Here is a 26,200-nt window from a genome sequence, read left to right as displayed (position 1 = left end):
CGGAGAAACCCAGCCCCACAGATTCAACTATCTGCAGGGCCCAGACGATTACTTGAACATCAGTTCAGGATTAACCATCGTTTTCATTTCCAGAACGTTGCCATTTGGATCTTCGATAAAAAAGGTTTCCTGTTCATATTCATTGCCGACAAAGCGACGGTAGGGCTTGTCCAGGTATTCCAGCCCGGCAGCTTCGATACGGCCTTTCAGTGCCTGAAACTCATCTTCCGGCAGGTGAATGCCAAAATGAGGAACAGCCACTTCTCCCATATCCACCTTGTGGCGAACATTGGGGAGCTTCTCCTCACTCTGGTGCAGGGTGAGTTCGTTACCCCAAAAGTCGATATCTACCCAGCGACCTTCTTCACTGTTGCCGGTCTTGCAGCCTAAGACATCGCAATAGAATTTCTTGGCGGTTTCCAGGTCCCCTGCCGGAATCGCAAGGTGCAAACAATTCGATTTCATATAGCCTCCAACCTTTGCTAGCTCCTCATAGAGATCAAAAATTGATTGACTGACATCTGCTAGTCATTAGCCCTTCAACCCTTTCCCCCTGACAGCATTAACATTTACTTTGCCGTCGGAGCCACCCAAAGGATACAAATAAGATCAAGTGATCCCGTTAATTATTTAAATAAAAGTGGCCGCTTTACGCGCTGGCAACTTATACCGGGAATATTCCTAATATTAGGACCCATAGCTTTTGCTAAAGAGCCCGAACTCAGGGAGTATACAGATGCATATCATCGCACCCCACCCCAAAATAGAATATCCTCCTAGCCTAGGAGTATACTTTAACATATATATTTCAATCTCTAATATCGCACCCGCAGAGAAACTGCTTAGTTATTGAACGTACTCCTCGACACTTTAGCGCCAAATCCTTATAGTGCGGCCCCCACATCACGCCTCCTATTTTGGCGAAACTGGCTTACCAGAGCCCATTTGTAATCCTCAGGAATACGCTCTTGATCTCCACCGCGAATATCACCATGCAGTTTGGTGCCCAACCACTGTTTGAAAACATTTCTGTAAAGTTCGGCAATGGCAACCGATATGGCCTTATCGGGGCCAATGGATGTGGAAAGTCAACCTTTATGAAGATCCTGAGTGGTGCCTTGGCGCCCTCGGCCGGCAACGTATCTATTGAGCCTGGATGCACCTTGGGTACTTTGAGCCAGGACCAGTTTGCATTTGAAGAGTACACCGTCGTCGATGCGGTCATCATGGGAGATGTCCGCCTGTGGGAAATTAAACAGGAACGTGACCGTATATACTCGCTACCGGAAATGAGCGAAGAAGACGGCATGCGCGTAGCCGAGCTTGAAGTCCAATTTGCTGAGCTGGATGGCTATAGCGCAGAGAGCCGTGCGGGAGAAATCCTGCTTGAAGCTGGCATCGACGAATCCCTGCATTTTGGCCTGATGAAACAGGTAGCTCCCGGCTGGAAATTGCGTGTATTACTCGCCCAAGCGCTATTTGCCGACCCGGATATTTTATTGTTGGATGAGCCGACCAATAACCTGGACATCCACACCATCAAGTGGTTGGCAGATGTACTGAATCAACGCAAAAGCACAATGGTCATCATTTCCCACGATCGCCACTTCCTGAACTCTGTCTGCACCCATATGGCCGACATAGATTATGGTGAATTGCGGGTTTTCCCCGGCAATTATGAGGACTTTGTTGCGGCCTCCACGCTAATACAAGAACAACTTCACGCAGAGAATGCCAAGAAAAGTGCCGAACTGGACGAGCTACAGAGCTTTGTGAACCGCTTTTCTGCCAATGCATCCAAAGCCAAGCAAGCCAGCTCCCGCGCGAAGAAGATGGAAAAAATCAAGCTGGACGAAATCAAACCCTCCAGTCGGGTCAGCCCTTATATTACGTTTAACCAGTGTAAAAAATTGCACCGTCAGGCGCTGACTCTTGAGGGGCTTACCCATGGTTTTGACAGTGAAACGCTATTTCAAGGTGGCGAAATGCTGCTGGAAGCCGGTGCGCGCCTGGCAATTATCGGTGAGAACGGCGTTGGTAAAACAACCTTCCTGCGCTGTCTTGTCAATGAGATCCAAGCAAACAGCGGAGTCGTCAAGTGGTCAGAAAATGCCGCTATCGGCTACTGCCCGCAAGACAGCAGTACAGATTTTGATGGTGACTTGACAATATTTGAGTGGATGTCCCAGTGGCGCACCCCCAAGCACGATGATCTGGCCGTGCGGGGTATTCTGGGCCGACTATTATTTACCGCAGATGATGCCAATAAAAAGGCAAAGGTCTGCTCTGGCGGCGAGAAAAATCGCCTGCTGTTTGGCAAGCTAATGATGATGGACACCAATGTGCTCATCATGGATGAGCCAACCAACCACTTGGACATGGAAGCCATCGAAGCCCTGAACAAGGCACTGGAGAAATATGAGGGCACACTTATTTTTGTGAGTCACGATCGTCAGTTTGTCTCATCCCTGGCAACCCGAGTTATTGAAATCAAAGATCAAGCACTGATCGATTTTCAAGGCACTTACGAGGAATACCTGGCGCACCAGTCAGGTACAGAACAGCAAGTAGCCTGATTCCAAACTCGAATCGGAAAAGGCATATTGGGGCGATAACAATACTCGCCCCAGGACTCAAAAGCTGCAAATTGTAACCAATCACCACCAGATAATACGGGGCTCGGTAGGCATCACCTGAGCCCCCTAAAGTCGCCCCCCCGCTACTGCAATCCCATCCAGACTCCTTCCAGGGCCAATTTCCTACGAACTAGCAAAAAAACCAAACAGCCAAATAATTTTTATACAGGTTAAAAGTCGATTTACTTTTCCCAACTATAACTATCGACCTCAGGCCGATGCCTGCCTATATAAGGAAAGCGCTCAGAAGATACATTTCAACCATCCTTATTCTGCTACCAAGCGGATGACTTCCTGTGTCATCAAAGTTAAACAACATCTATTATCGCGAACCCTAAAAGCACCAAAAGTATTCATGTTGCCTGTGCAAGCACCACTGGGGAGCAGATGCCGACTTTCTGGACTATTTACCTAATTTGCCCCTGCAATGTAGCGATTCCCTACTATCAAACCAATTAAACAATACTTTTTTGCTACACCGACCCATCGCTAACCAATAAATGAGTATCTCGTTTTCCCCAAGCGTGATTTTTTGGTGCAGAGTTACTTAAAAAGCTCGGAAAAAAGCGTAAATGCCGAGAAAAAACACTGGAAAACAGGGGTTAAGTTCTGGTACATTCCGCGACTATTTTTTAACCAACTGCCGATTTTCTCATCGGCCGCCAGTGCGAAATTCGCCTGTCGCTGTAACAGAGGTAATAGAATGAAACCAACCAAGCCCCTGCTACTGCTGGCCTCTAGCCTGTTGTCCGTAGCTGCCCAAGCTGAGATGACCTGGAGTGACAACAGCCTGAGCCTTCTTTACGGCCACGATTACAAAGTCGACTACAGCAAGAACACGGATGACTCTGAGAGATCCGTAGTAACTTTTGAGCACGCCAGTGGCCACAGCTGGGGTGACCTCTTTATTTTTGCCGACTACCTGGACTCGGAAGATGGCTCCAAAGAACTGTATAGTGAGATTTCTCCCCGCCTGAGCTTAGGCAAGCTCAGCGGCAGTGAACTGGCTTTCGGACCGGTTACCGATGTACTGATCGCCACAGCAGTTGAGCTGGGCAATATGGATGATCCGGACCACTTGGCAGCAACCGGCCCCCACTTTACCAATTACCTGACGGGTGTGGGCTTTGATCTCGCGGTACCCGGTTTCTCCTTTGTACAGGCGAATGTTTACCACCGCGATAACGATGACAAGGCCAGCAACGAGCAGCTGACCCTGGTTTGGGCCATGCCTTTTACCCTGGGTGATGCCAGCTTTGTCTACGACGGATTTATCGATTGGACCAGTGCTTCTGAAGATTCACATCCGAGCACTAACTTTACCTCCCAGCTGAAATGGGATGCCGGCGCCACCTGGGGTGAACCCAAGACCCTGTACGCGGGTATTGAGTACGTACACTGGAACGACAAGTTCGGAATCAAAGATGGCACTTATGGTGTCGATTCCAACGAGCGCAACGTTAACCTGCTAGTAAAGTACCACTTCTGATATGAAACCCACTGATATCCAAACATCGGCGACCCCTGGGTCCGACATCCCACAGGTGGGAGGCAATGCCTCATTCTTGGAGAAGTTGTTCAAGCTCTCAGAGCGCCAGACGAATGTTCGCCGGGAAGTGATTGCCGGCGTTACCACATTCCTGACGATGGCCTACATCATCTTTGTGAACCCCAATATCCTGGCTGCAGCGGGTATGGATAAGGGCGCTGTGTTTATGGCGACCTGCCTTGCAGCCGCTATTGGCTGCCTGATTATGGGGCTCTACGCCAACTACCCCATCGCATTGGCGCCAGGTATGGGCCTCAATGCCTTCTTCGCCTACGTTGTCGTCGGTGAAATGGGCTACAGCTGGCAAGTAGCCCTGGGTGCGGTGTTTATATCAGGGGTAATCTTCCTGCTGCTCAGTATCTTCAAGCTGCGAGAGTGGATTATCGATAGTATTCCTCTCTCCCTGCGACAATCCCTAGCAGCGGGTATTGGCCTGTTCCTGGCGATCATTGCCCTGAAGAGTGCCGGTATCGTTGTGGCCAGCCCCGCAACGCTGGTAACCCTGGGCGACCTCAAGTCAATTGAGGCGATCCTGGCAGCACTGGGCTTCTTTATTATTGTGGCCCTGTCCTATCGCCGTATGCTGGGCTCAGTGATGATCGGTATCCTTGCGGTAACCGTCATCGCCCTGGCAATTGGTAAGGTAGAGTTCACCGGTCTGATATCCGCGCCTCCCAGCTTGGCACCGACTTACCTGGAGCTGGATATCGCTGGCGCCTTCGAAGTAGGCATGATCAGCGTGATCTTTGCATTCCTGTTTGTCGACCTGTTCGACACCGCAGGCACCCTGTTAAGCGTTTCTGATCGCGCCAAACTGCTGGATAAAGATGGCAAGTTGCCTGGAATGGGCAAGGCCCTGATGGCCGACAGCTCCGCATCTGTCGTTGGTTCTGTGCTGGGCTCCTCCACTACTACCTGTTATGTAGAGAGTACTGCAGGTATAACCGCCGGTGGTCGCACAGGCCTGACCGCTGTGGTTTGCGCCGGGCTATTCCTGTTGGCGACCTTCTTCTCGCCCCTAATCGGTATGATTCCGGCCTATGCAACCGCAGGTGCTCTGCTGTATGTTGGCGTCCTGATGACTTCCGGTATGTCATCTATTGATTGGGATGACATTACCGAGGCCGCACCGGCAGTAATCGCCGCAGTGATGATGCCTTTGTCGTTCTCGATCGCGCACGGAATCGCCCTGGGCTTTATTTCCTACGCAGTTATTAAAACGCTGAGCGGACGTAGCAAAGACGTCAGCATCAGTGTCTACGTGTTAGCGGCACTCTTTGTTGCCAAGTTTGCCTTTTTCTGAGGGGTACATTGATGAAAAAGCACTTTATTAGCGCACAGCAGCTCCTGATAGACTCTTATGCTCTCGCCGAGCAAATCTATAAGGACGGCTTTCGCCCAAACTATATTGTCGGTGTTTGGCGCGGTGGCGCTCCTGTGGGCATCGCTGTACAAGAGCTGCTGCACGTGATGGGAGTGGATGCAGACCATATCGCTATCCGCACTTCCTCCTATCTCGGTATCGGTGAGCGCGATAAGAAAGTGCGCGTGCATGGCCTGAACTACCTGATCAAGCGCCTGGAGTCCCACGACTCCCTGTTGATCGTGGACGATGTGCACGACTCTGGCCTGAGTATTGAGCAAACTATCGAAGACCTGCGCGCTGCCTGTAAGAAGAACACGCCGGAGATTCGTATCGCGACCCCTTACTACAAGCCGAAGAACAACAAGGCCAAGCGCGAGCCGGATTACTTTATCCACAAGACCGAAGAGTGGTTGGTATTCCCCCACGAGATCGACGGTCTGTCCCGGCAGGAGATTCTGGAGAACAAACCAGAACTCGCCCCCTATGTGGACAGAATCGCCACTGCTGTTTAATCAGCAATATTACCGGGGGCTAATGCCCCCGGTTCTCTTTCTCCTCTCATCTCCCTTAGGCCATTCCGGCAAACCCTCCCCCGGCACTCAACTCCTGCCATAGGCAATACTTCAATACTCTATTAATAAATCCCACTTATGAAACTAAAGTTAGTGAGAATCAATTTATAAAGTAGAAAAGTTGGTCCAAAATTAATGCGATAAGGCCAAATGTCGGAAAATAAAAATGAACGACAAATCAGCGGGACTTAATAAATCGCAGCTCGATGCTTACTGGATGCCTTTTACCGGGAATCGCCAATTCAAAAGAGATCCCCGTATTATTACCTCAGCCAGCGGCTGCTATTACCGTAGTGCTGATGGCCGCCCCATTTTCGATGGTCTCTCTGGCTTGTGGACCTGTGGTGCCGGACACAACCGTCCGGAGATTATTGACTCCATTACCCGGCAAGCAGCCCTTCTGGATTACGCCCCCGCTTTCCAATATGGCCACCCGGGAGCCTTCCAACTAGCGGAGCGTGTCAGCCAGATGATGCCCGTGGGGCTCAATCGTATTTTCTTTACAAACTCCGGCTCTGAATCCGCAGAAACCTCTCTAAAAATAGCTAGAGCCTACTGGCAGAAGATGGGCGCTCCAGGGAAAACAAAATTCATCGGACGCGTGAAAGGCTATCACGGAGTTAATTTTGGCGGTCTTAGTGTGGGCGGTATTAGCGCTAATCGAGCAATCTTTGGCTCATCTTTAGATTCTGACCACCTTCGCCACACCCTTTTACCCCACAACCGCTTTGCTAAAGGACAGCCTGAACAGGGAAGTTTCCTGGCAGACGAGTTGCTGGAACTTATCAAACTGCACGGTTCTGAAAACATTGCCGCTGTTATTGTCGAGCCCGTAGCGGGGTCTGCGGGAGTATTGCCCCCACCAAAAGGCTATCTCCATCGCCTTAGGGAAATATGTACTCAATACGACATATTGTTGATATTTGATGAAGTCATTACCGCTTTCGGACGCATGGGGAAAGCCACCGGAGCAGAGTTTTTTGGAGTGACCCCGGATATGCTCAATACAGCCAAACAGCTTACAAATGGCGCTGTTCCCATGGGCGCTGTGGCTGTGCGTCAAGATATCTACGAGATATTCATGGAAAATGGAGGACCTCAATACCAACTGGAGCTTCCCCACGGCTATACCTACTCTGGGCACCCACTAGCCTGCGCAGCGGCATTGGCGACACTGGATATTTTAAAGAAAGAAAATTTATTTGAGAGATCTGCGGAGCTTGCCCATATCCTGGAAGACCATATCCATCAACTCAATGGATTACCGTTAATAGAAGATATTCGTAATTGTGGACTTGCCGCAGGCCTGACAATCGAACCAGCTCCGGATGAGCCATTACTCAGGCCTTACTTAATTGCTATGAAGATGTGGGAAAAAGGCTTTTATATTCGCTACGGCGGCGACACATTGCAAATCGGCGTCCCATTTATAGCACAGGCAGAGGAAATTGACGGAGTTATCAACGCATTAGCGGAATCAATTACTGAGGTCGCAAACGGCCAGTAGCCAGAACCTATTCCTTCTCACTCTGTATAAAAGATTTCCCCTCCTGATACGGAAAATTTATATCGCCGCCTAGCTATCTTTAATGATACAAAGTAAATCGCAAATAGTAATTCAATAACTCTATATTAAAAATAGCGCCATGAACAAATATATTCGCCTTACAAATGTATTACTAAAGTACAAAGTGGTTATAGCGATTCTATGTGGTATTTTATTAAGTTCCTGTGAGCAAAGAACTACTAAGCAAGAAATAAGCTCACCAGCAAAGAAAATTTCATCTCCTATTAGAACCACAGCCCCAGGACTTTCAGAATCTTATGCTGACATTCGTCGTCAGCAAATTGCTGAAGTGGACTATCGGCTGAGCATCAATCTGGATAGTCAAGCTAAGAACTTCTCCGGAATTGTGCACGCAGATATCAATTTTAGAAAAATACTTGAACAGCCGCTCACTATCGATTTTTCCGGTGGTGCGGTTGATTCAATCCAGGTCGATGGAAGATCTGTTCCATTTGAGTACAACAACTACTTTATTTCTATTGATTATCAAAATCTACCAGAAAAATCCCACACGATTACGGTGAATTATCAACACCCGTACTCTAACAATGGCTCAGGATTACATCGCTTTAAAGACCCCAAAGACGAAAAGGTCTATTTATATACGGACTTTGAACCTTATGATGCCAATCGCCTATTCCCACATTTTGACCAACCCAATTTGAAAGCACGCTACACCCTGGATGTAAAGGCTCCAAAAGACTGGGTAGTAGTTAGCGCGGAAAGAGAGGAGAGAGTAGAAGAGAAAAGAAAATCAAACCACTGGTTTTTTCCTCAAACCAAGAAATTCTCATCTTACATATTCTCTTTACATGCAGGTCCTTACCACATCTGGGAAGACAAAGCAGGAGATATTCCCCTTCGCTTAATGGCAAGACAGAGCCTGGCAAATTACGTAAAAACAGAAGACTGGTTTACCTTCACCAAGCAATCCTTTGAGTTCTTTCAGCCCTACTTTGAAATTGATTATCCATTTAAAAAATATGATCAAATACTAGTACCTGATTTTAACGCCGGCGCTATGGAAAATGTTGGGGCTGTAACATTTAACGATTCTTACATATCCCGAGGAAAAAAGACCCAGGCCCAGCGGATGCGCCTCACCAATGTTATTGCCCATGAGCTGGCCCATCAATGGTTTGGTAATTTGGTCACCATGAATTGGTGGGATGACCTTTGGCTCAATGAGAGCTTTGCCACTTACATGGCCAATCTGGCTCTAGCCGAAAATAGCGAATTCACTACCGCTTGGGAGAACTATTACTTAGGCGCCAAGCAATGGGCCTACCACACTGATCAACGCCCCACTACCCACGCTATTCAACTACCAGTCAACAATACTGACGAAGCCTTTGCCAATTTTGATGGAATTACTTATGGCAAAGGCGGCTCAGTACTCAAGCAATTGCCCTACTATTTGGGCAAAGAAGAATTTCGTAAAGGCGTCAGTAATTACTTAAAGGCCTTATCTTATGACAATTCGACCCTCAATGACTTTATCAACCACCTGGGCAAAGCTGCGGATAAAGATCTTAATTCCTGGCAGCAACAGTGGCTTTACCAGGCCGGCCTCAACACAATTGAAGCCAGCTTCCAGTGCGATGATGACCAAATCAATCATCTGGTAATTCAGCAAACAGCACCAGAGGAATACCCGATATTAAGGGAACAGCGCACACAGCTGGGGTTTTACCAAATGAAAGCTGGAAGTATGAAACGGGTTGCAACCCTTCCAGTGCTTTATAGTGGCGCCAGAACTGAAGTAAAAGAAGCCGTGGGGCTGCCCTGCCCAGAGGGGCTATACCCCAATGAAGAAGATTGGGCCTATGTGAAGGTAAATCTGGATGAAGTTACCATCAAGAATATGGCTCAGCATATCAATGATATTGAAGAGCCGTTTGCACGACTAATGTTCTGGCAAAGCCTATTTGATAGCACCTATGACGCAAAACTGCCTCTGGATGATTATATTAGTTTTATAGTGAATAATGGCGTCGACGAAAGAGACATCAACATTATTCGTTTGAATGCCAGATATATTGAGTTCACATACGATTTCCTGACTCAAATCCCCCTAAGCACAAAGCGTCGTAACGAACTTACTCAGACTGTTGAGAGCTTTGTCTGGGGGCAACTACTAGAGGCGGCTGAAGGTAGTGATCAACAAAAAGTCTGGTTTGGTATTTTTACCAATATCGCCCACTCCACTCCAGCATTAAGTCATGCTAGAGACCTGTTAATGGGAGAGTTTGCCATTAAAGGACTGGAACTCGATCCTGATATGCGCTGGAAACTTATCAAGTTGCAGAATCGTTATCTATTCTCAGATTATGAGCAGGCAATCACAAGAGAATTGGCAAAAGATAACTCCGACAGATCTAAACTCAACGCACTATCTGCTGAAGTTATTCGCCCCCAGTCCGAAAACAAATCAAAGTGGGTAGATAACCTTATATCTAGTCGAGACAAATTCAAGTTAAGCGAAATTCGAAAAATTACAGAGTCCCTTTTTGCACCAGAGCAAATAGAGCTATTTAACATCCACGGTCAACCGATTTTTGATTCACTGGCTCAAGTCAATGAAGATGAATCTCAGGAATTGCTTACTGCTTATGCTTACGCCCTACCGCTAATGTGTTCTAGAGAAAATGTAAATGAGATTACTAAGTCACTAAAAGAAAAACCACAACTTAAGCCCATATTGGTAAAAGCACTAAAAAATCATCGCTACTCCGGTGAACGCTGTATCAATATCGGGAAGCGATTACTCTAAATCTTCTTTAAACTAGCTATTAATGTTGAACTAAGGGCAATATCCAGCCCTTAGTTTCCCTTACCAGGCTTTTGGCTGGGTATTACGCGTAATAAAACGGTGCAAAAAATATATATTTTATCTCTATGCCCCCTAATAAAGCATATCTATTGCACCAGCCAAATTATACTTATCCTTCTCTAAAAATCTTGCTACAGTGACATTTAAAAGCCTAAAAGTTTAACGGGCGTTCCTATTTAAACCATTGTTTTAAAAAGAAAGACAATCAAATAAAGATGTATATATCAGTACAATTAGACGACCTGTCCGACGGTTCCATTAACAATCTTCTTGAAGCTCATCTACGGGAAATGTACCGACATTCCCCATCTGGAAGCGTTCACGCACTAAATCCTGATGAGTTAAATGACCCCATGATTACCTTTTGGGGAGCGAGAATTGATGGAGTTTTGGCCGGCTGTGGTGCCCTAAAAGAGATCACCCCTGATTTGGGCGAAATAAAATCCATGAAAACTCATTCTCTATTCCTGCGCAAAGGTGTTGCCCGCGCTTTGATAGAAAGAATATTGGAGGAGGCAAAGCAACGTAAATATAAACAGATAAAGCTGGAGACAGGTCGCGCTGAAGCTTTTGCTCCCGCAATCGCCCTCTATCGCCGTTATGGATTTGAAGATTGCGACCCTTTCAGTCACTATAAAAATGACCCTTTTAGCCTATTTTTAGGTAAAAAATTATAATCAATAGGTATTCCTTATCAGTCAGTGTGAGAGTTTTTATTACCATGGCGCTATCCAGAAGATCATTTATTAAATATTCCAGCTTAGCTTCCCTAACTTTCGGTGGAGTCAATCTAACCGCTAAAGAGGCTAATTCCAGCCTATCTATATCAAGCCTTCCCAGCCTGGAAATACCTTTACAGGAGATATACCCCACAGTTTTTTCTGGCGAGATCTATGTAGCAGGGGGATTTATCCCATCGGATACAGCGGTTTTCTTCGGTCTCTCTCCAACTAAACAAACACATATCTTTTCTCCAAGGGAACAAAACTGGAGACCAGGACCCAATTTACCTGAGTCAAGACATCACCTCGGTATGGCCAGTAACTCCAACAGCCTATATGGCATCGGTGGATTTTTTGGCGATTCTGATAGCGCCTGGCAAGCCCGAAATACCGTCTATAAACTTTCCAGCGAATATAAGCATTGGATAGAAACCAGCCCTCTCCCCCGGCCCTTGGCTGAATCTATTTACATCAACATTGGGGAGAACATCCATGTCATTGGCGGTAAGGCCCCCAATGAACAGTCTAAAAATAGAGATACAAATTTTCATTATGTGCTTACAAGAGGGGATCATTGGGAGCAAGTAGCGCCAGCCAGTATCAAGCGAAACTCCGCAGGTGGGGCAACTTTAAATAACAGAATTTATGTAGTTGGTGGCCGCCAGGTTAGCGACAATGGTCGCAAGGCCAGGAATCTAACTTATGCCGAAGTTTATGACCCCAGCCTGGATAAATGGGAAAAGATCCGCCCCCTCCCCCAGGCTGCTGCCGGGCTCACAGCAACCCCATTAAATAATAAATTAATAGTTACCGGCGGTGAGGCATTTGGCCCCAATGGCAACTGGAAGACCGGTACTGCATTTAACAATATTTGGATTTACGATCCAGTCACAGATAATTGGAACAATCAGGGTCATTTGCCCCAGGCACGGCACGGTCACGGAGCAGTAGCCCTAGGAGAAAGCCTTTACTTGATTGGTGGAGCCTCTAAAGTTGGGCCGCAAGAAACTCTCGCCTCCGCAATACAGCTGCGCTGGAGCTAAAGGGCAATCAATAAAGTACCCTTGAGCAAACCCACAATGCCTCTGGCTTGCAGAGGCCCACTGATGGGATGCATTAATTAATCGGGAGCAATGCTGCCATCAATATCTGTATAGTTCTGATGGCGCTCAACTCCTAAATATCCAATATATCTATCCCGTATCTCACGCACATAATTAACTGGCTCCCTGCCGCGCACGTAACCAAAACGACTATCGCGATAGTATTCAGGCTGGGACAACAGCAACATGGCCTCTTCAACATGGCCAAACCACTGGTTAGGGTCCCACTTCAGTCGTCGGGCTAACGTCCTGGCATCCCTGACATGGCCGTGACCCGCATTATATGCAGCCAGGGTAAAATAGATCTTCTGCTCTAGGGGTATATTGTCGGGAAAACGTTTATCCAGCCACCCCAGATAAGATACACCTGCGCGGATACCGTTTTCAGGATCATACAAATTGTTAACTCCCATTTGCCGTGCAGTCCGCGGTAATACCTGCATCAAGCCCTGAGCTCCGGCAAAAGAGCGCGCTTGGGGGTTAAATTGACTCTCCTGGTACATCTGCGCAACCACCATACGCCAATCCCGATCGGTAGCCTCAGTATATTTCTTTACTATGGGATCAAAGGGCGATAGTTCATCAGTGCTGCGCAGGCGCTGCCCTTGATGTCGGAGGATACGCTTTTGCTCCTTGAAATATTTATTGTAAGTAACGTTAAAGAACAGGTCCCGATTGTGCTTGTTCAGAAAGTTATTCAGTTGTTCCAGTAATACCGGCTGGCCAGTTCGAACGGCCCAGGTGATATCTCGCTCCCCTGGCAACTCCCCCACTACAGTAAAGTCATCCCGGTAAGTGCTCTCAATGGCGGCCAAGTGTGAGTCAACTACGGTATAGGGAAAAATACCCCTGGCTACTGCATCAATAAGAAACTCACTGGTAGCGCCTTTTAAACGATGGATCTGTAGCGGCACCATATCTTGCCCGTGCTGCTTTTCCATTATTTTGACCAGACTCTCGTGATAGCTCGTGGTGGGATTAACCACTACTGTTTGCCCTGAAAGCAGGATCTCGGGAAGGGGTAGCTCTTTATCAAGCACATTTGATTTTGCGGCTACTACCTGTTCCGTAACTGTCATATAAGGCTTGGAAAATGCCAATCCCTGCTGGCGGCGGGCCTCGGTAACGGTAAGGGATGCAGCAATCATGTCCCCCATTCCATCATTCAATGCTTCGACCAAATCCTGATCTTTATCGGGCACAACCATGCTCAGGCGTAATTTATGGTCACGGGCAAACTTCCTTAGCAGATCGTAATCAAACCCCATCAACTCACCGCGCCAGATAAAGTAGGAAGCGGGGTGATTGCGAGTGAGCACCCTTAAAGTTCCGCTCTCCTTTATTGCCTGCCAATCTCTCAGTGGCTGCTCTCGGTTCTGACTGGCCAATACCAATTCTGCGGTAAAGAACTCATTCAACTCACGCCTCAAAGCGATAGCATTTTTGCGTACAGCCCAGGCGATAGGCCTGCGGGAATCGAGTTCTGTGGTGGCTGTGAGTTGAGGGTAATCAGTTAGAAGTACATCGGCCAAATTACTATCAATAATTGTTGCGGGGTATTCACCCGCTGCTACAGCCGCGATAAGCTCGCTGGTTGCAACCGGCTTATCGAGGTAAGTGATTCTGTAATTTTCCGTATCGGCTCGCTGCTCCAGGGTTTCAGCAAATGCACTGCCCCGCCGCAGCACGACTTGTAAGGGCACAGCCTCTTCCACCTCGAACTCTTTATGAGTAATTAGCAACTCATCAACATATTGTAATGGGCGGGTAAAACCCAGTAATAACTTGCGTTCTTCGGTGCGGGAAAAATTGGTGGCAATTACATCCCCACGTCCATCAACAACCGCTGGAATTAAATCGGAAAAGTTATCTACGTAAACCCACTGAGGCTTTAATCCGCGGCTACGAGCAAAACTTTCCGCAAGTTTTCGCCACTCTGTTGCAGGTAGTCCTTCTCGTGGTAAGGCGCTCTCCTGGGGGCCCCTTGGGGCCAACAGGCGCAATACACCTCGCTCTAACAGGGCTGGCAAATCTCCTTGCTCTACATAATTTTCAAACTGCGGCTTTGCGGGCTGTTTATTCTGCGGCGTTGGTATCGGTTGTTGGGGAGATTCCGTTAAAACCTGTGAGTTTTCTACAACAGGATCTCTATTACTCTCGCATGCGGCAAGCAGCAATATTAAGACAAATAGCGGAAATATAACGAAAAACCGTTTTCTGCTCACAGTGCACCCTTTCTTATTCTATGAGAAGCATTACCCTTAACGCGCACGCTATGCTTCACAATATGGAATTGCCGCTGTTACAGAAATCGTACCAGTTTGCTGGGAAATTATCCCCTAAAAAAAAGCCCGGCAAAATCAATTGCCGGGCAAATATACGTTGGCGAATGTCGGATGTCTCTTACACAGAGTGACAAGCCTTTTTTATTCAGTGAGCGCTCTTATGGTTGCTATGATGACTTGGGTTTTCCCTTCAGCTCTGCCAACCTCATTTTTATTTCTTTGTTCTGCTCCTCGTCTGGAAGCTCGAACATCAGCGGCTTCGCCACTCGGGCAAAATACTCCGCATCTTTCTTTTGGTAGAGCTCTTCTGCCAGCCACTGGGCAATATGCAGCTCACGGGGGGCACGCTTGTAAGCCTGCTCCAGCTTTTCCAGATATTCCTCTCGGGGGTAATCCAGCATCTCCATAGCCATCGCCAGGCCAAACCAGTGAGATGCATTTTTCGGTTCTTCCTTCACCAGGAAGTCGAACTCCTCCCGCGCCATTTTCAAGCTGCGAAGATCCCGCTTACTACCGGGCGCCACCGCCTGCTGATTAACCGTTAACCAGGCATGGGCACTCAAGTACCAGAGCTGGCCTCGGTCCTTAGTGGGGACACTGGCCAAAAGGTGGCTGGCCTGGGGGAAATTACCCAATCGCAGATCGGCACTCGCTTTAATCGCAGCCAGCTCAGTACTGTAAATACCCGTGCTGTAGGCATACTCAATCAACTCATCCAAAGCCAGCAGGTTGTAACCGGACTGGGCGATAAATCCAGCCAGGATGCTCACCGACTCTCTTTTGCTGAGGCGTTTAACCCTAGGGCTGGCCTCTTTAAAGTCCGCGGGGATAGCGCCACTAAAATGTTCAAAGCTATCCGCCTTATAAGTGGCGACATAGGCCTTTTCAATGTCTTTCACCGACATCCCCAGCGCTTCTTCCAGGGCAAGTACTGGGTCGGCACCATCGTTATAGGCTTTGACGAAATTATCGAAATTATCCTGCTTGCCGCTTTTCATCATCAACCAGTGAGACAGAATCCAACCTCCGGCATAGACATCCGCCTTTTCGTCCGCATCGGTGTTGTACACTGTCGCACGCAACAGGTCTTCCAGCGGCATAAGCCCGGTATACATCAGGGTCATAGCCCGCTCGCTGGGAATGGAGCCAATTTCGTAGGTACCTTTTTCCGGGAATGACATGGTTGCCATAAATTCAGCAAACCCCTCGCTATACCAATAGGGGTAGTGGGTAGTGTTGCCGTTATAGCTCAGAAAATGGGTGTATTCGTGGAACAGGAATTCGCGTGCTTTGAGCTGCCTCTCAACGCTGCGGCCATCCAGGTTTACCAGGGCATAGTTACCCTCCGCAGAGGTATCGAACAAACCGTTGGTCATATCCGCCAGCTCAACACCCACCAGGTTTGCATAGGTGTCCCGGTCTGCGGCCGCATAAATAGTTAATCGCTCACTTTTTGGATCTGCATCGAGTAACTCCAGGGCCACTGCGCGATAGCGCTCCAGGTCTGCTACCAGACTTTTGACTGCGTTGGGATCACCGTCGGTAATCACGCGAAAATTATCACTGTCGACTTCATACCAGGTCACCTCCCCCAAACCACGCGGCGCGGCGTAGGCTGAAGCGATAAATCCGAAACAAAGTACTAATAGAACAACTGAACGAGAAACCATAGTTCGGGCCACCGAGTCATTGTTGCTGAAGCCCTCCCTAGCTGATTAGCGAAGACGACACAGTACCGGTTTTCACTGATCAAAAAAAGATCAATTTGATCGCAAAACAGCTTTTCGCCTGTTTTTGTGTGACCGGAAAGACACAAAATAGATAGCTGTTCACAAACAGTTTTCTGCAGCAGATTGCGACATGAAGCGAGACAAACGTCTCAAATTTAGCCCTATTTACGTACAAAACTAGGATGAACTCCTATAGTACGGGGTCGACCAAGGAGGGAATCCTGGTCAAAAAAATAATAATGATTTCATCAGATGAGAGAAAACTAATGAATACCAAGCCACTACTGGCGCTGCTTGGCGGCGCCCTAATGTCTGCTCATGCCTGGTCGGCACCGGAATATATCGCCGACGTGGATATTACTTCTTTTGACGGTACGGTCCTGGATGCGAACTTATTTATCCCGGAGACTCCCGCACCAGCAGACGGTTACCCCACCGTTATTTTTACCAACAGCTGGGGGCTGGAGAAGCACCAGTACCACTTCCAGGCCAAAGAGCTGGCAGAAAACGGCTACCTGGTGCTCAGCTACTCCACCCGGGGATTTGGGCACTCGGGAGGACTTGTTGACGTCGCAGGGGATAACAGCCTTAACGATGTGGGAGTCCTGATCGACTGGCTGGAAACCAATTACCCGGTGGGCAAGCTGGGTATGGCCGGAATTTCCTACGGCGGTGGAATTTCACTACTGAGTGCCGCCAAGCACCCACGCGTCGATGCAGTAGCTGCGCTATCCGGTTGGGCAGATGTAGTGGAAGCTTTGTACCCCAATGAAACCGTCAACCTGGTATGGGGCACGCTGCTTGTTACTACGGCCTTCCAGAAAGAGGCCGAACTCGAGCAGGTATGGAGCAACCTGCGCGACGGCGAAAATATGGAACAGGTAATTAATTTCGGTGCTGAGCGCTCCGCAATGAGTTACGTGGACGAAATCAATCAAAACGGCACAGCGGTGTTGCTCTCAAACAATTTCGCCGACTACCTGTTTAAGCCGAATAGCATGACCGATTTCTACTCCCTGCTCGAAGGGCCCAAGAAACTCATGCTAAACCCCGGCACCCACGCGATTACCGAGACTCTTACCGGTAACAACGGCCATATCTGGTCCACCAGTTTCCGCTGGTTCGACCACCACCTTAAAGGCGAGGACAACGGGATCGACACCGAACCCAAGGTGGATATGACTGTGCGCATCAGCAATGAGCTGGAGCAATTCGAGGACTACCCAGTAACGGACGAAAGCACCACCTGGTACCTGCAGCCACGCTTTACCATGTTTAACAATGCAAAAATGGAGAGCGACAAGTACGACGGTTGGAGCTGGAGTAACGAATTCCACGGCGGCTCAGATACCTTTGCAGGCACCGGTATCCCGCTGGTTTCCGATGCACTGGAAGGCTTCGGTATCCCCGTTTACGCGCCCATGATCGCTATCAACGGCTACTACGCCATCGAGTACAAATCACCGATTCAGTGGGAAACCCTGAAGATTCGCGGCGAACCCAAACTCGAAATGTGGGTGGAACCCAGCAAAAAAGAAGTGCAACTCAACGTGCACCTCTACGATGTGGGTCCGCTGGGATTGGGACGCCTGATAACTCACGCCCCCATTACCCTGCATTCAGACAAGTCTGGGCAAAAACAAAAGTTCGAAGTGGACTTTTTCACCACCAGCTACGATGTCCCGGTTGGCCACCGTGTAGTATTGGCCATCGATACTCAGGGGTACATCTACCAGAAGCCGGAAAATACCAATTACACCATCACAGTGCCCTACAGCAGCAGCAAGGTCTCTAGCCTGACCGTACCGCACCTGTAGGTCTCCCCACAGAAACCCGGCATCCACTGCCGGGTTTCCTCCCACCGTCCCCTCAACCCAACTATTTGCATCGCGTAATTTTTCTCCAAAGCGGTACAATCAGCCTTTTGGCTGAGTGCTCCCCCTACCATGAAAAAGAACATCCCGCTCGCCCTGCTAACTGCGGCCCTGCTCTCAGTAGCAGGTTGTAACCCCGCAGAAAAAGCATCGGAACCAGCAAAAACCAGTACCGCCCAGGAAGTCGAGGCTAAAGGCCTCGATTTTGATAAGGCTCCCGAAGGGCGCCTGCCCGAGGGCACTACCCCCTTGGATTACCAACTGGAACTGGTGCTGGACCCTCGCAAAGACACCTTCACCGGCAAGGTGGATATCGATATCCAGCTGGCGGAGGGTGCCCGACATATTTGGCTGCATGGCAAAAACCTGGATGTGCGCGAAGTCTACGCACAGCTCGATGACGGCCGCCAGATTCCGGCCGAATACCGGGAAGTACTGGACAGTGGTGTTGCCGCAGTAGAGTTTGCGGAGAAGATCGATGCGGGCACTTTCAAACTGCACATCGACTACAGTGCTGCATTTGATCGCAACCTGGCCGGGCTTTTTAAGGTCGAGGAGCAGGGCGATGCCTATGCCCTGGCAAAATCTGAATCGATCCAGGCCCGCAAGTATTTACCCGGTTTCGACGAGCCAGGCCTGAAAGCGCCCTTTACTGTCAGCCTGACAATACCCGAAGGCTACGCAGCGATTAGCAATGGGCCCGAGCTGAAGCGCGAAGCGGCAGGTGACGGCATGGAGAAAGTCACTTTCGCCACCACACCACCGATGTCCACCTATTTGCTGTCCCTGTCTGTCGGCCCCTTTGACCAGGTTGAGCGCCCAGCCATTCCGCCGAGTAAATACCGCAAAGACCCCATTCCCCTGCGCGGCTTCGCCCGTAAAGGTCGCGGTGAGGATATGAACTACATCCTCGATATCACCCCCAAAATGGTGGAGACCTTCGAGACCCAGCTGCAACGCCCCTACCCATTCAAGAAGCTGGACATTATTGCCGCCCCCCAGTGGCCCAGTGGCGCTACTGAATTGTCCGCGGCAATTACCTATCGCGAACAGCGTATCCTGGTGGGCGACAACCCGGCTCCCGGCACCCGCCTGGCTCTCGTAGAAGTTCATGCGCACGAAATTGCCCATATGTGGTTTGGCAATCAGGTCACCCCTCCCTGGTGGGACGACCTATGGCTGAAGGAAGGTTTTGCTACCTGGGGGGAGGCGCTGGCCCTCACCATTATGGAACCTGAAGAGGGGCACGACCTCAACGCAGCGACTTATGCGATCGGCGCCATGCAGCTAGACTCCCTGGCCAGCACCCGCGCCATTCGTGAGCCCATCGCGGACAACAACAATATTCGCAACGCCTACGATTCGATCACTTACTCGAAGAGCCTGGGCGTTATCCACATGGTGGACACCTATTTCGGAGCGGAAAACTTCCGCCCGGCACTGGGACGTTACCTGGAAACCTTCTCCGACAGCGTGGCCGACTCACCACCCTTCTACAAAGTGATCGGCCAGGAAACCAACACCCCGGAACTGACCGAGACTTTCCGCAGTTTTGTCGAGCAAAAAGGGGTTCCACAACTGGATATCTCCATGGACTGCAATAGCGACGGCAAGGCCTCGCTAGTGGTTCAGCAGAGCCGTTACAAGCCACTCGGCTCCCCTATCGCCGACGCCAGCGATAAATGGAGCATCCCCTTCTGCTTCAGCACCAATAGCGGCGTGCAGCAGTGCCAGATCCTGACCGAGCCAAGGGAGACCCTGGAGATTACCGGCAGTGTCTGCCCAAATTGGGTAATGCCCAATGCCCAGGGCAGCGGCTACTACCGCTGGAATCTTCCCAAGGCGCAGTGGCAGGCACTGATTAAACAATTTGCCCAGTTCTCTGCCACTGAGCAGCTGTCCATTATTGACAGCGCCTTCTCAGCTTTCGAGGCCGGCAATCTCACCGCAGTACCACTCCTCGAAGTAGTGCGCAAATCCGCAGTGGCGGACAAGCGCCAGGTGATCACCATGCCACTGCGCTACCTGCAGAAGTACCGGGATAACTACCTGGGTGAATCCCAGCGCTCTGCATTCCTGAACTTTGCCCAGAACTTGTATCTGCCGATACTAAATCGCAGCGCCAATAGCAGTGATAGCGACCAGCAGATGCTGCACAGCGACCTGCTAACCTTTATGGCGCAAGTTGCAGAAGATCCTGACTCACGCAAGCAGTTACAGGAAATGGCAACCGCCTTTACCGGCTTTAAACAGGAACGGGATGCGAAGGCGTTAAGCTCTGACCTATACCAGGCAGCCCTGAGTGTGGCAGTACAGGATGCGGGGGAGGATTTCCTCGCACACCTGATCAAAGTCCGCGCCGAGCTGGATGATCCCCGCTTTGAAAATGCCAGTGCCAATGCCATCGGTACCAGCAACAATCCCAAGCAAGTGGAAACCATTCAAGCATTAGCGCTCAGCGATGAAATGGGGCCGAGAGAATCATTTGGCCTGATCCATTACGCCCTGGCCCAGCCCAGGGTTCAGGAACAGCACTGGGAGTGGCTGCAACAGAACTTTGACAAGGTAGTAGATAAGATTCCGGCCCAGATCCGCCGCCGCACCCCATCACTTGCCGCTGCCTTCTGCGATAAACAGCACCTGGGCGAACTGCAACAACTCTTTGCCCAGCAAGGTGATTTAGCCCCCGGATACCAGCGCAGCCTCGCGCAAGCCGAGGAGCGAATCCAGCTGTGTATGGCACTGGAGAAAAAAGGCAAAGCGTTAATGGGGGCATTGCCGAAGGCAGTCAATCTCGCCGCTAAGCAATAAAAAACAGAAGTTGTTATTTAAATAGCAATTCGAAAAGGCCGGTATTACTAAGCAATACCGGCCTTTTTTATTACTGAGCGTATTTGAGTTAAACGGTTATGAAGAAGCGGATTTATTGTGCTTGCGCAGTCGGAAAGATAACCAGATCAATGGCAGTCCCAAAATAATCGCATAGGCACCGATTACCCAGAGTAACGCCAGAGCACCAGCCCCGGGGCTGACTAAAATCGCAACTCCGAAAATCACCGAGAGAACACCAATAGCGATCAAAAGCCACTCGTTATCAATTTCCTTGCGCAGGCGAACAGCACCGACAATCTCAAAGATACCCCTCACCAGGGCCCAGGCACCGATAAAAACGACCAACACTAAAGCGGTAACCTGCGGAAAAATAAAAGTCACAATTCCCGCAGCTAAACTTATCAGCCCCGAGATAATCAACCACCACAGTGGAGTGGACTTATGCCGCCCCATCACCGCTGCAACCAGGGAAAAAATACCATCCAGGAAAGCGTAAACCCCAAAAAGCAGCACCAGGGTCAACAGGGACAATCCCGGCCAGACAAAAGTCAGCACGCCGAAAATCACCGCGACAATACCGCGTAGCAGGAGTAGCCACCAGTTTGCAGACAACACCTGCAAAATAGGTCCGGTCGCCAGGGGAGGAGTGTCAGCGGGCATAGAAAAGTCCCCAGGTTGAGTAACTTTCCATATTGAAGAGTCCCTTACCATCAGGGAATTGAATTTTTCCCCGGCGGTTTTTAAGGAGCATCTGAATAACTCCTTAAGGCAGCCTACGAGCGCGGCCAGGCAGTCGACTCTGCAAAGACTGTGACCGCGCCGCAGACCACTATTTTCAGTGTAGCTCTAAACGACAATAGGGAAGTTACGCAAACTGCCCTGCGGGTCATGAAAGGAGAATGGGGAAGAATACGTTCGAGAGAACGGCAGCCCGAACGGGCTGCCGCAGTAGCATAATCAGGCCAGAGCGCCGATCACACCACGCAGTTTATCCACAACGGCATCGATCTCATGCTTCTCGATAATCAGCGGTGGGGACATACACAGGGCATCGCCAATACCACGAGCCATCACTCCAGCTTCCCAGGCCATACCAGAGACTTTAGCTCCGTATTTCCCTTTCAGGTCCTGCGGCGCACGCAACTCAATAGCGCCCACTAAACCGTAATTGCGCACATCGATCACATTGTCCAGGTCAGCCAGGCTGTGTAAGGCATTTTCCCAGTGCTGGCCAATTTCACCGGCAGCGCGGGTCAACAGGCCTTCGCGCTCGTAAATATCCAGAGTCGCCATACCCGCAGCACAGGCAACCGGATGTGCTGAGTAGGTATAACCGTGGAAGAATTCCACCGCACCATCGGGAGCCGCATTCATCACGGTTTTATAAATTTCGTCGCTGACAAATACCGCACTCAGGGGCACTGTGGCATTGGTAATCCCCTTCGCAGAGGTGATCATATCCGGGGTCACACCGAACTCCGTGGAGGCAAATGCAGAACCGGTACGGCCCCAGCCGGAGATAACTTCATCAAAAATCAGCAGCAGGTCGTGCTTATCACAAATTTCCCTCAGGCGTTGCAGGTAGCCTTTGGGAGGCAGAACCACACCGCCGGCACCGGCAAACGGCTCAACAATCACAGCGGCAATCTGGTCGGCACCGTGGAAAGCTACCAGTCTCTCCAGGTCTTCGGCCAACTCAATACCGTGCTCCGGCAGGCCACGACTGAATGCATTGCGTTCGATATCCAGGGTGTGACGCATATGGTTGGCTTTCACCGGCTGGCCAAAACCCTGGTAGTTGGGAGGAATACCGCCCACAGAAATACCGCCGAAGTTTACTCCGTGATAACCCTTCTCACGGCCGATAAACATAGTGCGAGTGCCCTTGCCGCGTACACGCTGGTATTGCAGGGCAATTTTCAGGGCGCTCTCAACTGCCTCGGAACCGGAATTACCGAAGAACACATGGTCCAGGCCATCGGGAGTGTGCTTTACCAGACGCTCGGAATACTCAAAACCCAACTCGTGACCAAAATTAAAAATAGAGCTGTAGTCGAGTGTTTTTGCCTGTTGGTAAATTGCCTCTGCAATTTCAGAACGGCAGTGACCCGCATTGCTGCACCACAAACCCGCAGTCGCATCAATAACCTGGCGACCGCCTTTCTCCGTGAGATAAATCCCCTCGGCGTGCTCTACAATTCTCGGTGCAGACTTAAAGGTGCGGTTGGGGGTAAACGGCATCCAGAAAGCATCGGTTTGCATCTCAGACATAGTATTAATCTCCGCAAGTTCCCTGAAGTTTCAAACTCTTAAGTAGGGGAGCCACAGGCTCCCGAAAATCTGTTCGGGCGCTTGTCACCTAGGACAAGCACAGGCCAGTTGTGTTCAGACCGGGGCTCAGGCCCCGAAACAGCAATATTTGGTCTCGTAAAATTCGGCCATACCCTCGACGCCGCCCTCGCGGCCAATGCCGGATTCTTTAACACCACCGAAAGGTGCCACAGTGGTGGAGAAAACCCCGGTGTTACAGGCAATCATGCCGTAGTCGAGCACCTCTACCACACGATTGGCACGGCGAATGTTTTCACTCATCACGTAAGCTGCCAAGCCGTAGGGCGTTTCATTGGCACGGCGAACCACATCTTCCTCATCGGAAAACTTCTGTATCGCCGCCAGAGGGCCAAAAATTTCCTCCTGGGCGATACGCATGGTATCGGTAACTCCAGTGAGGATGGTTGGCGCAAAAAAGTTATCGCCATTGGCCAGCTGCTCACCGCCAATTTCAATTTTTGCTCCGGCCTCAACCGCGTCCTGTACCAGTCCCTGAACCCGGTCCACAGCCCTGCGGAAGATCATCGGACCCATATTGACCCCTTCCTCGGTAGCGTGGCCGATCTTCAGGGCGGCAACCTGCTCGCGCAGCTTTTCCACAAACTCATCGTGCACGGATTCGTGCACGTAAATACGGTTGGTGGCCACGCACACCTGGCCCGCATTGCGGAATTTGGTCGCCATACAGGCGCTGACTGCGGTATCCATATCCGCATCGTCAAATACGATAAACGGCGCGTTGCCGCCGAGTTCCATGGACATTTTTTTCACGGTGCTGGCGCACTGGGACATCAACAGCTTGCCCACAGCAGTGGAGCCGGTAAAGGTGAATTTGGCCACACGGGGATCTTGGGTCAGAACCTTGCCAATTCCCGGAGAATCACTGCCGGTAACTACATTGATAGTCCCCTTGGGCAGGCCCGCTTCTTCCGCTAACTGGCACAGTGCCAACGCAGATAGTGGCGTCTCCAGGGCCGGTTTGATCACCACAGTACAGCCCGCCGCCAGTGCCGGACCCGCCTTGCGGGTAATCATGGCGTTGGGGAAGTTCCAAGGAGTAATACAGGACACCACACCCACCGGCTGGCGGATGGTATTCAGGCGCATGGCCGGGTTGTGAGTCGGGATTGTCTGGCCGTAAGCCCGGCGGCACTCTTCCGCGAACCACTCAATAAAGGAAGCCCCGTAGATAATTTCACCTTTCGCTTCCGCTACCGGCTTGCCCTGCTCCAGGCTAAGGATCATTGCCAGGTCATCGCTGTTATCCACGATCAGCTGGTACCAGCGCTTGAGAACCGCAGCTCTCTCACCGGCTGTACGGCGGCTCCAAGCGGGGAAGGCTTCACTGGCAGCCGCCACCGCCGCCTCGGCATCCTCTGCGGTACCGTCGGCCACACGGCCCAGCAACTCGCCATTTGCCGGGTCACATACATCTACAGTGGCGGCAGCGTCACGCCATTCGCCCGCTATATAGTTCTGAAATTTCAACAGGTCCGAATTTGCAAGTTTCACAGGGAAATTCCTAGTAAATAGATGTTATTAGTAGTATGCGGCGATTCTGGCCGCAGCTGACTGAGGAGAATAGTAGTATTTTTCCAACTAAAGTTTATATTTATCAAACTTTAATCGAATCCGCAGCCCGCAGCGCCGGAAACAACCTGGAAGTGCAGCTATGAGCAAAACCAAAAGCGCCCTGGGAGGCCGCCTCAGCGATATGGATTTGCGCCTGCTGCGCGTCTTCCGCGAAGTAGTGCACGCCGGGGGCATCACCCCTGCCGAAGTCACCCTGAATATCAGCCGCTCCACGATCAGTGTGCATATCTCCGACCTGGAGACACGGCTGGGTATGCAGTTGTGCTTACGCTCTCGAGGCAGAGCCGACTTCAAACTGACCCCGGAGGGGGAGGCCTTGTATAGGGCTATTTTGGAGCTCGATGGGCACCTGGATACCTTCAAAAGCCAGGTCAATGCAATCCAATCCCAACTCACCGGTACCCTGCGCCTGGTAATGCCCGACGATGTATTGGAAATACCGCAACTGAACTTGCCCGGAACTATCACCCAACTGCGTGAGAAGGCCCCGCAGCTCCACCTGGAAGTACAACTGGCCGCCCCTCAGGAACTCGAGTTGGAAATCCTCGCAGGCCGCGCCGATATCGGTATCAACCCCCTGCACTCACGCCGACCGGGGCTGGAGTACCAACCCCTGTTTTATCACCAATCGATTCTCTATTGCAGTAACAGCCACCCCTGTGCCCAGGTGTCAGCTATTGATGAGGAGCTACTCACCCAGCAGGAGTTAGCTGCGCCCAGTCATACTGTTCTCTCTGGTGCGGCGCACCTGTATCGATTGTTTCCCAAGCGATCCACAGCCAACCATATGGCGGCCAGGTTGGCGATGATACTTTCTGGGTGCTTTGTGGGTTTCCTACCGGAATACCTGGCCCGCAGATATGTCGGAGAAGGAACCCTGCTCCCCCTGCTACCGGAAAAGTTTCACTACCAAATACAAAATGCTGCCACCTTCAAAAAAAGTGCAACAACTCATCCCGCTGTGCAGCTTTTTTTGGAAGCCTTGCAAATCAATAGACAGATATAGCCACGGCTGTTTATCGCTAGTGATACTGAAATAATCGAGTCAAGAATCCAGTAAATAGAGAGATAAGCATTTCAAAAATTACCAACTACTTATGATCGATCCTCTATTGTGGAAATTATCATAATAATTAAATAAATTTAAACATAAAAACACAACCAAAAAACAAATCATCTGTAACTTAATGCGCCACAGTGGTAACCT

General features: G+C 50.2%; 17 protein-coding genes. 11 read left to right on the top strand and 6 right to left on the bottom strand.

Annotated elements, in window-relative coordinates; genetic code table 11:
* Positions 1 to 48: 48 nt before the first annotated feature.
* On the bottom strand, positions 49 to 465 hold the full coding sequence (locus ACJJIN_RS19480; protein WP_282930918.1) for a VOC family protein: 417 nt from the start codon (positions 463 to 465) through the stop codon (positions 49 to 51).
* A 503-nt stretch (positions 466 to 968) separates the two neighbouring features.
* On the opposite strand from ACJJIN_RS19480, the gene ACJJIN_RS19475 reads away from it, so the two are divergent.
* From ACJJIN_RS19475 to ACJJIN_RS19440, 8 genes are all read left to right on the top strand, one after another.
* Positions 969 to 2,576: an ABC-F family ATPase gene (locus tag ACJJIN_RS19475; RefSeq protein ID WP_444895842.1), complete on the top strand. Its 1,608-nt coding sequence runs from the start codon at positions 969 to 971 to the stop codon at positions 2,574 to 2,576.
* A 763-nt stretch (positions 2,577 to 3,339) separates the two neighbouring features.
* Positions 3,340 to 4,125 carry an outer membrane protein OmpK gene (locus tag ACJJIN_RS19470; RefSeq protein WP_444895841.1) on the top strand — a complete coding sequence of 262 codons (786 nt, stop codon included), beginning with the start codon at positions 3,340 to 3,342 and terminating at the stop codon, positions 4,123 to 4,125.
* A 1-nt stretch (position 4,126) separates the two neighbouring features.
* The gene (locus ACJJIN_RS19465; protein WP_444895840.1) at positions 4,127 to 5,488 is read left to right on the top strand and encodes an NCS2 family permease; all 1,362 of its coding nucleotides are present in this window, start codon (positions 4,127 to 4,129) and stop codon (positions 5,486 to 5,488) included.
* 11 nt (positions 5,489 to 5,499) lie between these two features.
* Entirely contained in the window at positions 5,500 to 6,063 is a 564-nt protein-coding gene (locus tag ACJJIN_RS19460; protein WP_413663623.1) for a phosphoribosyltransferase, read from the top strand.
* A gap of 226 nt (positions 6,064 to 6,289) precedes the next feature.
* Positions 6,290 to 7,630: an omega-aminotransferase AptA gene (aptA, locus tag ACJJIN_RS19455; protein ID WP_444895839.1), complete on the top strand. Its 1,341-nt coding sequence runs from the start codon at positions 6,290 to 6,292 to the stop codon at positions 7,628 to 7,630.
* A 139-nt stretch (positions 7,631 to 7,769) separates the two neighbouring features.
* Positions 7,770 to 10,463 carry an aminopeptidase N gene (gene pepN, locus ACJJIN_RS19450; RefSeq protein ID WP_444895838.1) on the top strand — a complete coding sequence of 898 codons (2,694 nt, stop codon included), beginning with the start codon at positions 7,770 to 7,772 and terminating at the stop codon, positions 10,461 to 10,463.
* Between the two features lie 275 nt (positions 10,464 to 10,738).
* Positions 10,739 to 11,200 (top strand): GNAT family N-acetyltransferase, encoded by a 462-nt coding sequence (locus tag ACJJIN_RS19445; protein ID WP_444895837.1) that lies wholly within the window; start codon positions 10,739 to 10,741, stop codon positions 11,198 to 11,200.
* Between the two features lie 44 nt (positions 11,201 to 11,244).
* Positions 11,245 to 12,288: a Kelch repeat-containing protein gene (locus tag ACJJIN_RS19440; protein WP_444895836.1), complete on the top strand. Its 1,044-nt coding sequence runs from the start codon at positions 11,245 to 11,247 to the stop codon at positions 12,286 to 12,288.
* Positions 12,289 to 12,365: 77 nt separating this feature from the next.
* Here ACJJIN_RS19440 and ACJJIN_RS19435 read toward each other — a convergent pair whose 3' ends face one another.
* Positions 12,366 to 14,573 (bottom strand): transporter substrate-binding domain-containing protein, encoded by a 2,208-nt coding sequence (locus ACJJIN_RS19435; RefSeq protein ID WP_444895835.1) that lies wholly within the window; start codon positions 14,571 to 14,573, stop codon positions 12,366 to 12,368.
* Positions 14,574 to 14,800: 227 nt separating this feature from the next.
* Entirely contained in the window at positions 14,801 to 16,303 is a 1,503-nt protein-coding gene (locus ACJJIN_RS19430; RefSeq protein WP_282930908.1) for a hypothetical protein, read from the bottom strand.
* 326 nt (positions 16,304 to 16,629) lie between these two features.
* Here ACJJIN_RS19430 and ACJJIN_RS19425 point away from each other — a divergent pair, with 326 nt between their 5' ends.
* Together ACJJIN_RS19425 and ACJJIN_RS19420 are read left to right on the top strand one after the other, a co-directional pair.
* Positions 16,630 to 18,180: a CocE/NonD family hydrolase gene (locus tag ACJJIN_RS19425; protein WP_282930907.1), complete on the top strand. Its 1,551-nt coding sequence runs from the start codon at positions 16,630 to 16,632 to the stop codon at positions 18,178 to 18,180.
* Between the two features lie 129 nt (positions 18,181 to 18,309).
* Entirely contained in the window at positions 18,310 to 21,048 is a 2,739-nt protein-coding gene (locus ACJJIN_RS19420; protein WP_444895834.1) for a M1 family metallopeptidase, read from the top strand.
* A gap of 96 nt (positions 21,049 to 21,144) precedes the next feature.
* On the opposite strand, the gene ACJJIN_RS19415 is transcribed toward ACJJIN_RS19420, so the two are convergent.
* The 3 genes from ACJJIN_RS19415 to ACJJIN_RS19405 form a co-directional block, all read right to left on the bottom strand.
* Positions 21,145 to 21,729, bottom strand: a complete 585-nt coding sequence (locus ACJJIN_RS19415) for an HdeD family acid-resistance protein (RefSeq protein WP_444892251.1) — start codon at positions 21,727 to 21,729, stop codon at positions 21,145 to 21,147.
* Positions 21,730 to 22,026: 297 nt separating this feature from the next.
* Complete coding sequence (gene aptA / locus ACJJIN_RS19410) at positions 22,027 to 23,340, bottom strand: omega-aminotransferase AptA (RefSeq protein WP_282930904.1); 1,314 nt, start codon at positions 23,338 to 23,340, stop codon at positions 22,027 to 22,029.
* Between the two features lie 126 nt (positions 23,341 to 23,466).
* Complete coding sequence (locus tag ACJJIN_RS19405; RefSeq protein WP_444895833.1) at positions 23,467 to 24,912, bottom strand: NAD-dependent succinate-semialdehyde dehydrogenase; 1,446 nt, start codon at positions 24,910 to 24,912, stop codon at positions 23,467 to 23,469.
* A 160-nt stretch (positions 24,913 to 25,072) separates the two neighbouring features.
* Between ACJJIN_RS19405 and ACJJIN_RS19400 the strand changes: the two genes are divergently transcribed.
* Positions 25,073 to 25,999 (top strand): LysR family transcriptional regulator, encoded by a 927-nt coding sequence (locus tag ACJJIN_RS19400; protein WP_444895832.1) that lies wholly within the window; start codon positions 25,073 to 25,075, stop codon positions 25,997 to 25,999.
* Positions 26,000 to 26,200 lie beyond the last annotated feature (201 nt).

It is taken from the genome of Microbulbifer maximicatervae (SeqCode) (assembly GCF_052467505.1).
Note: the sequence above shows the minus strand (reverse complement) of the source record. Positions and strands in the feature narration are given on the sequence as shown.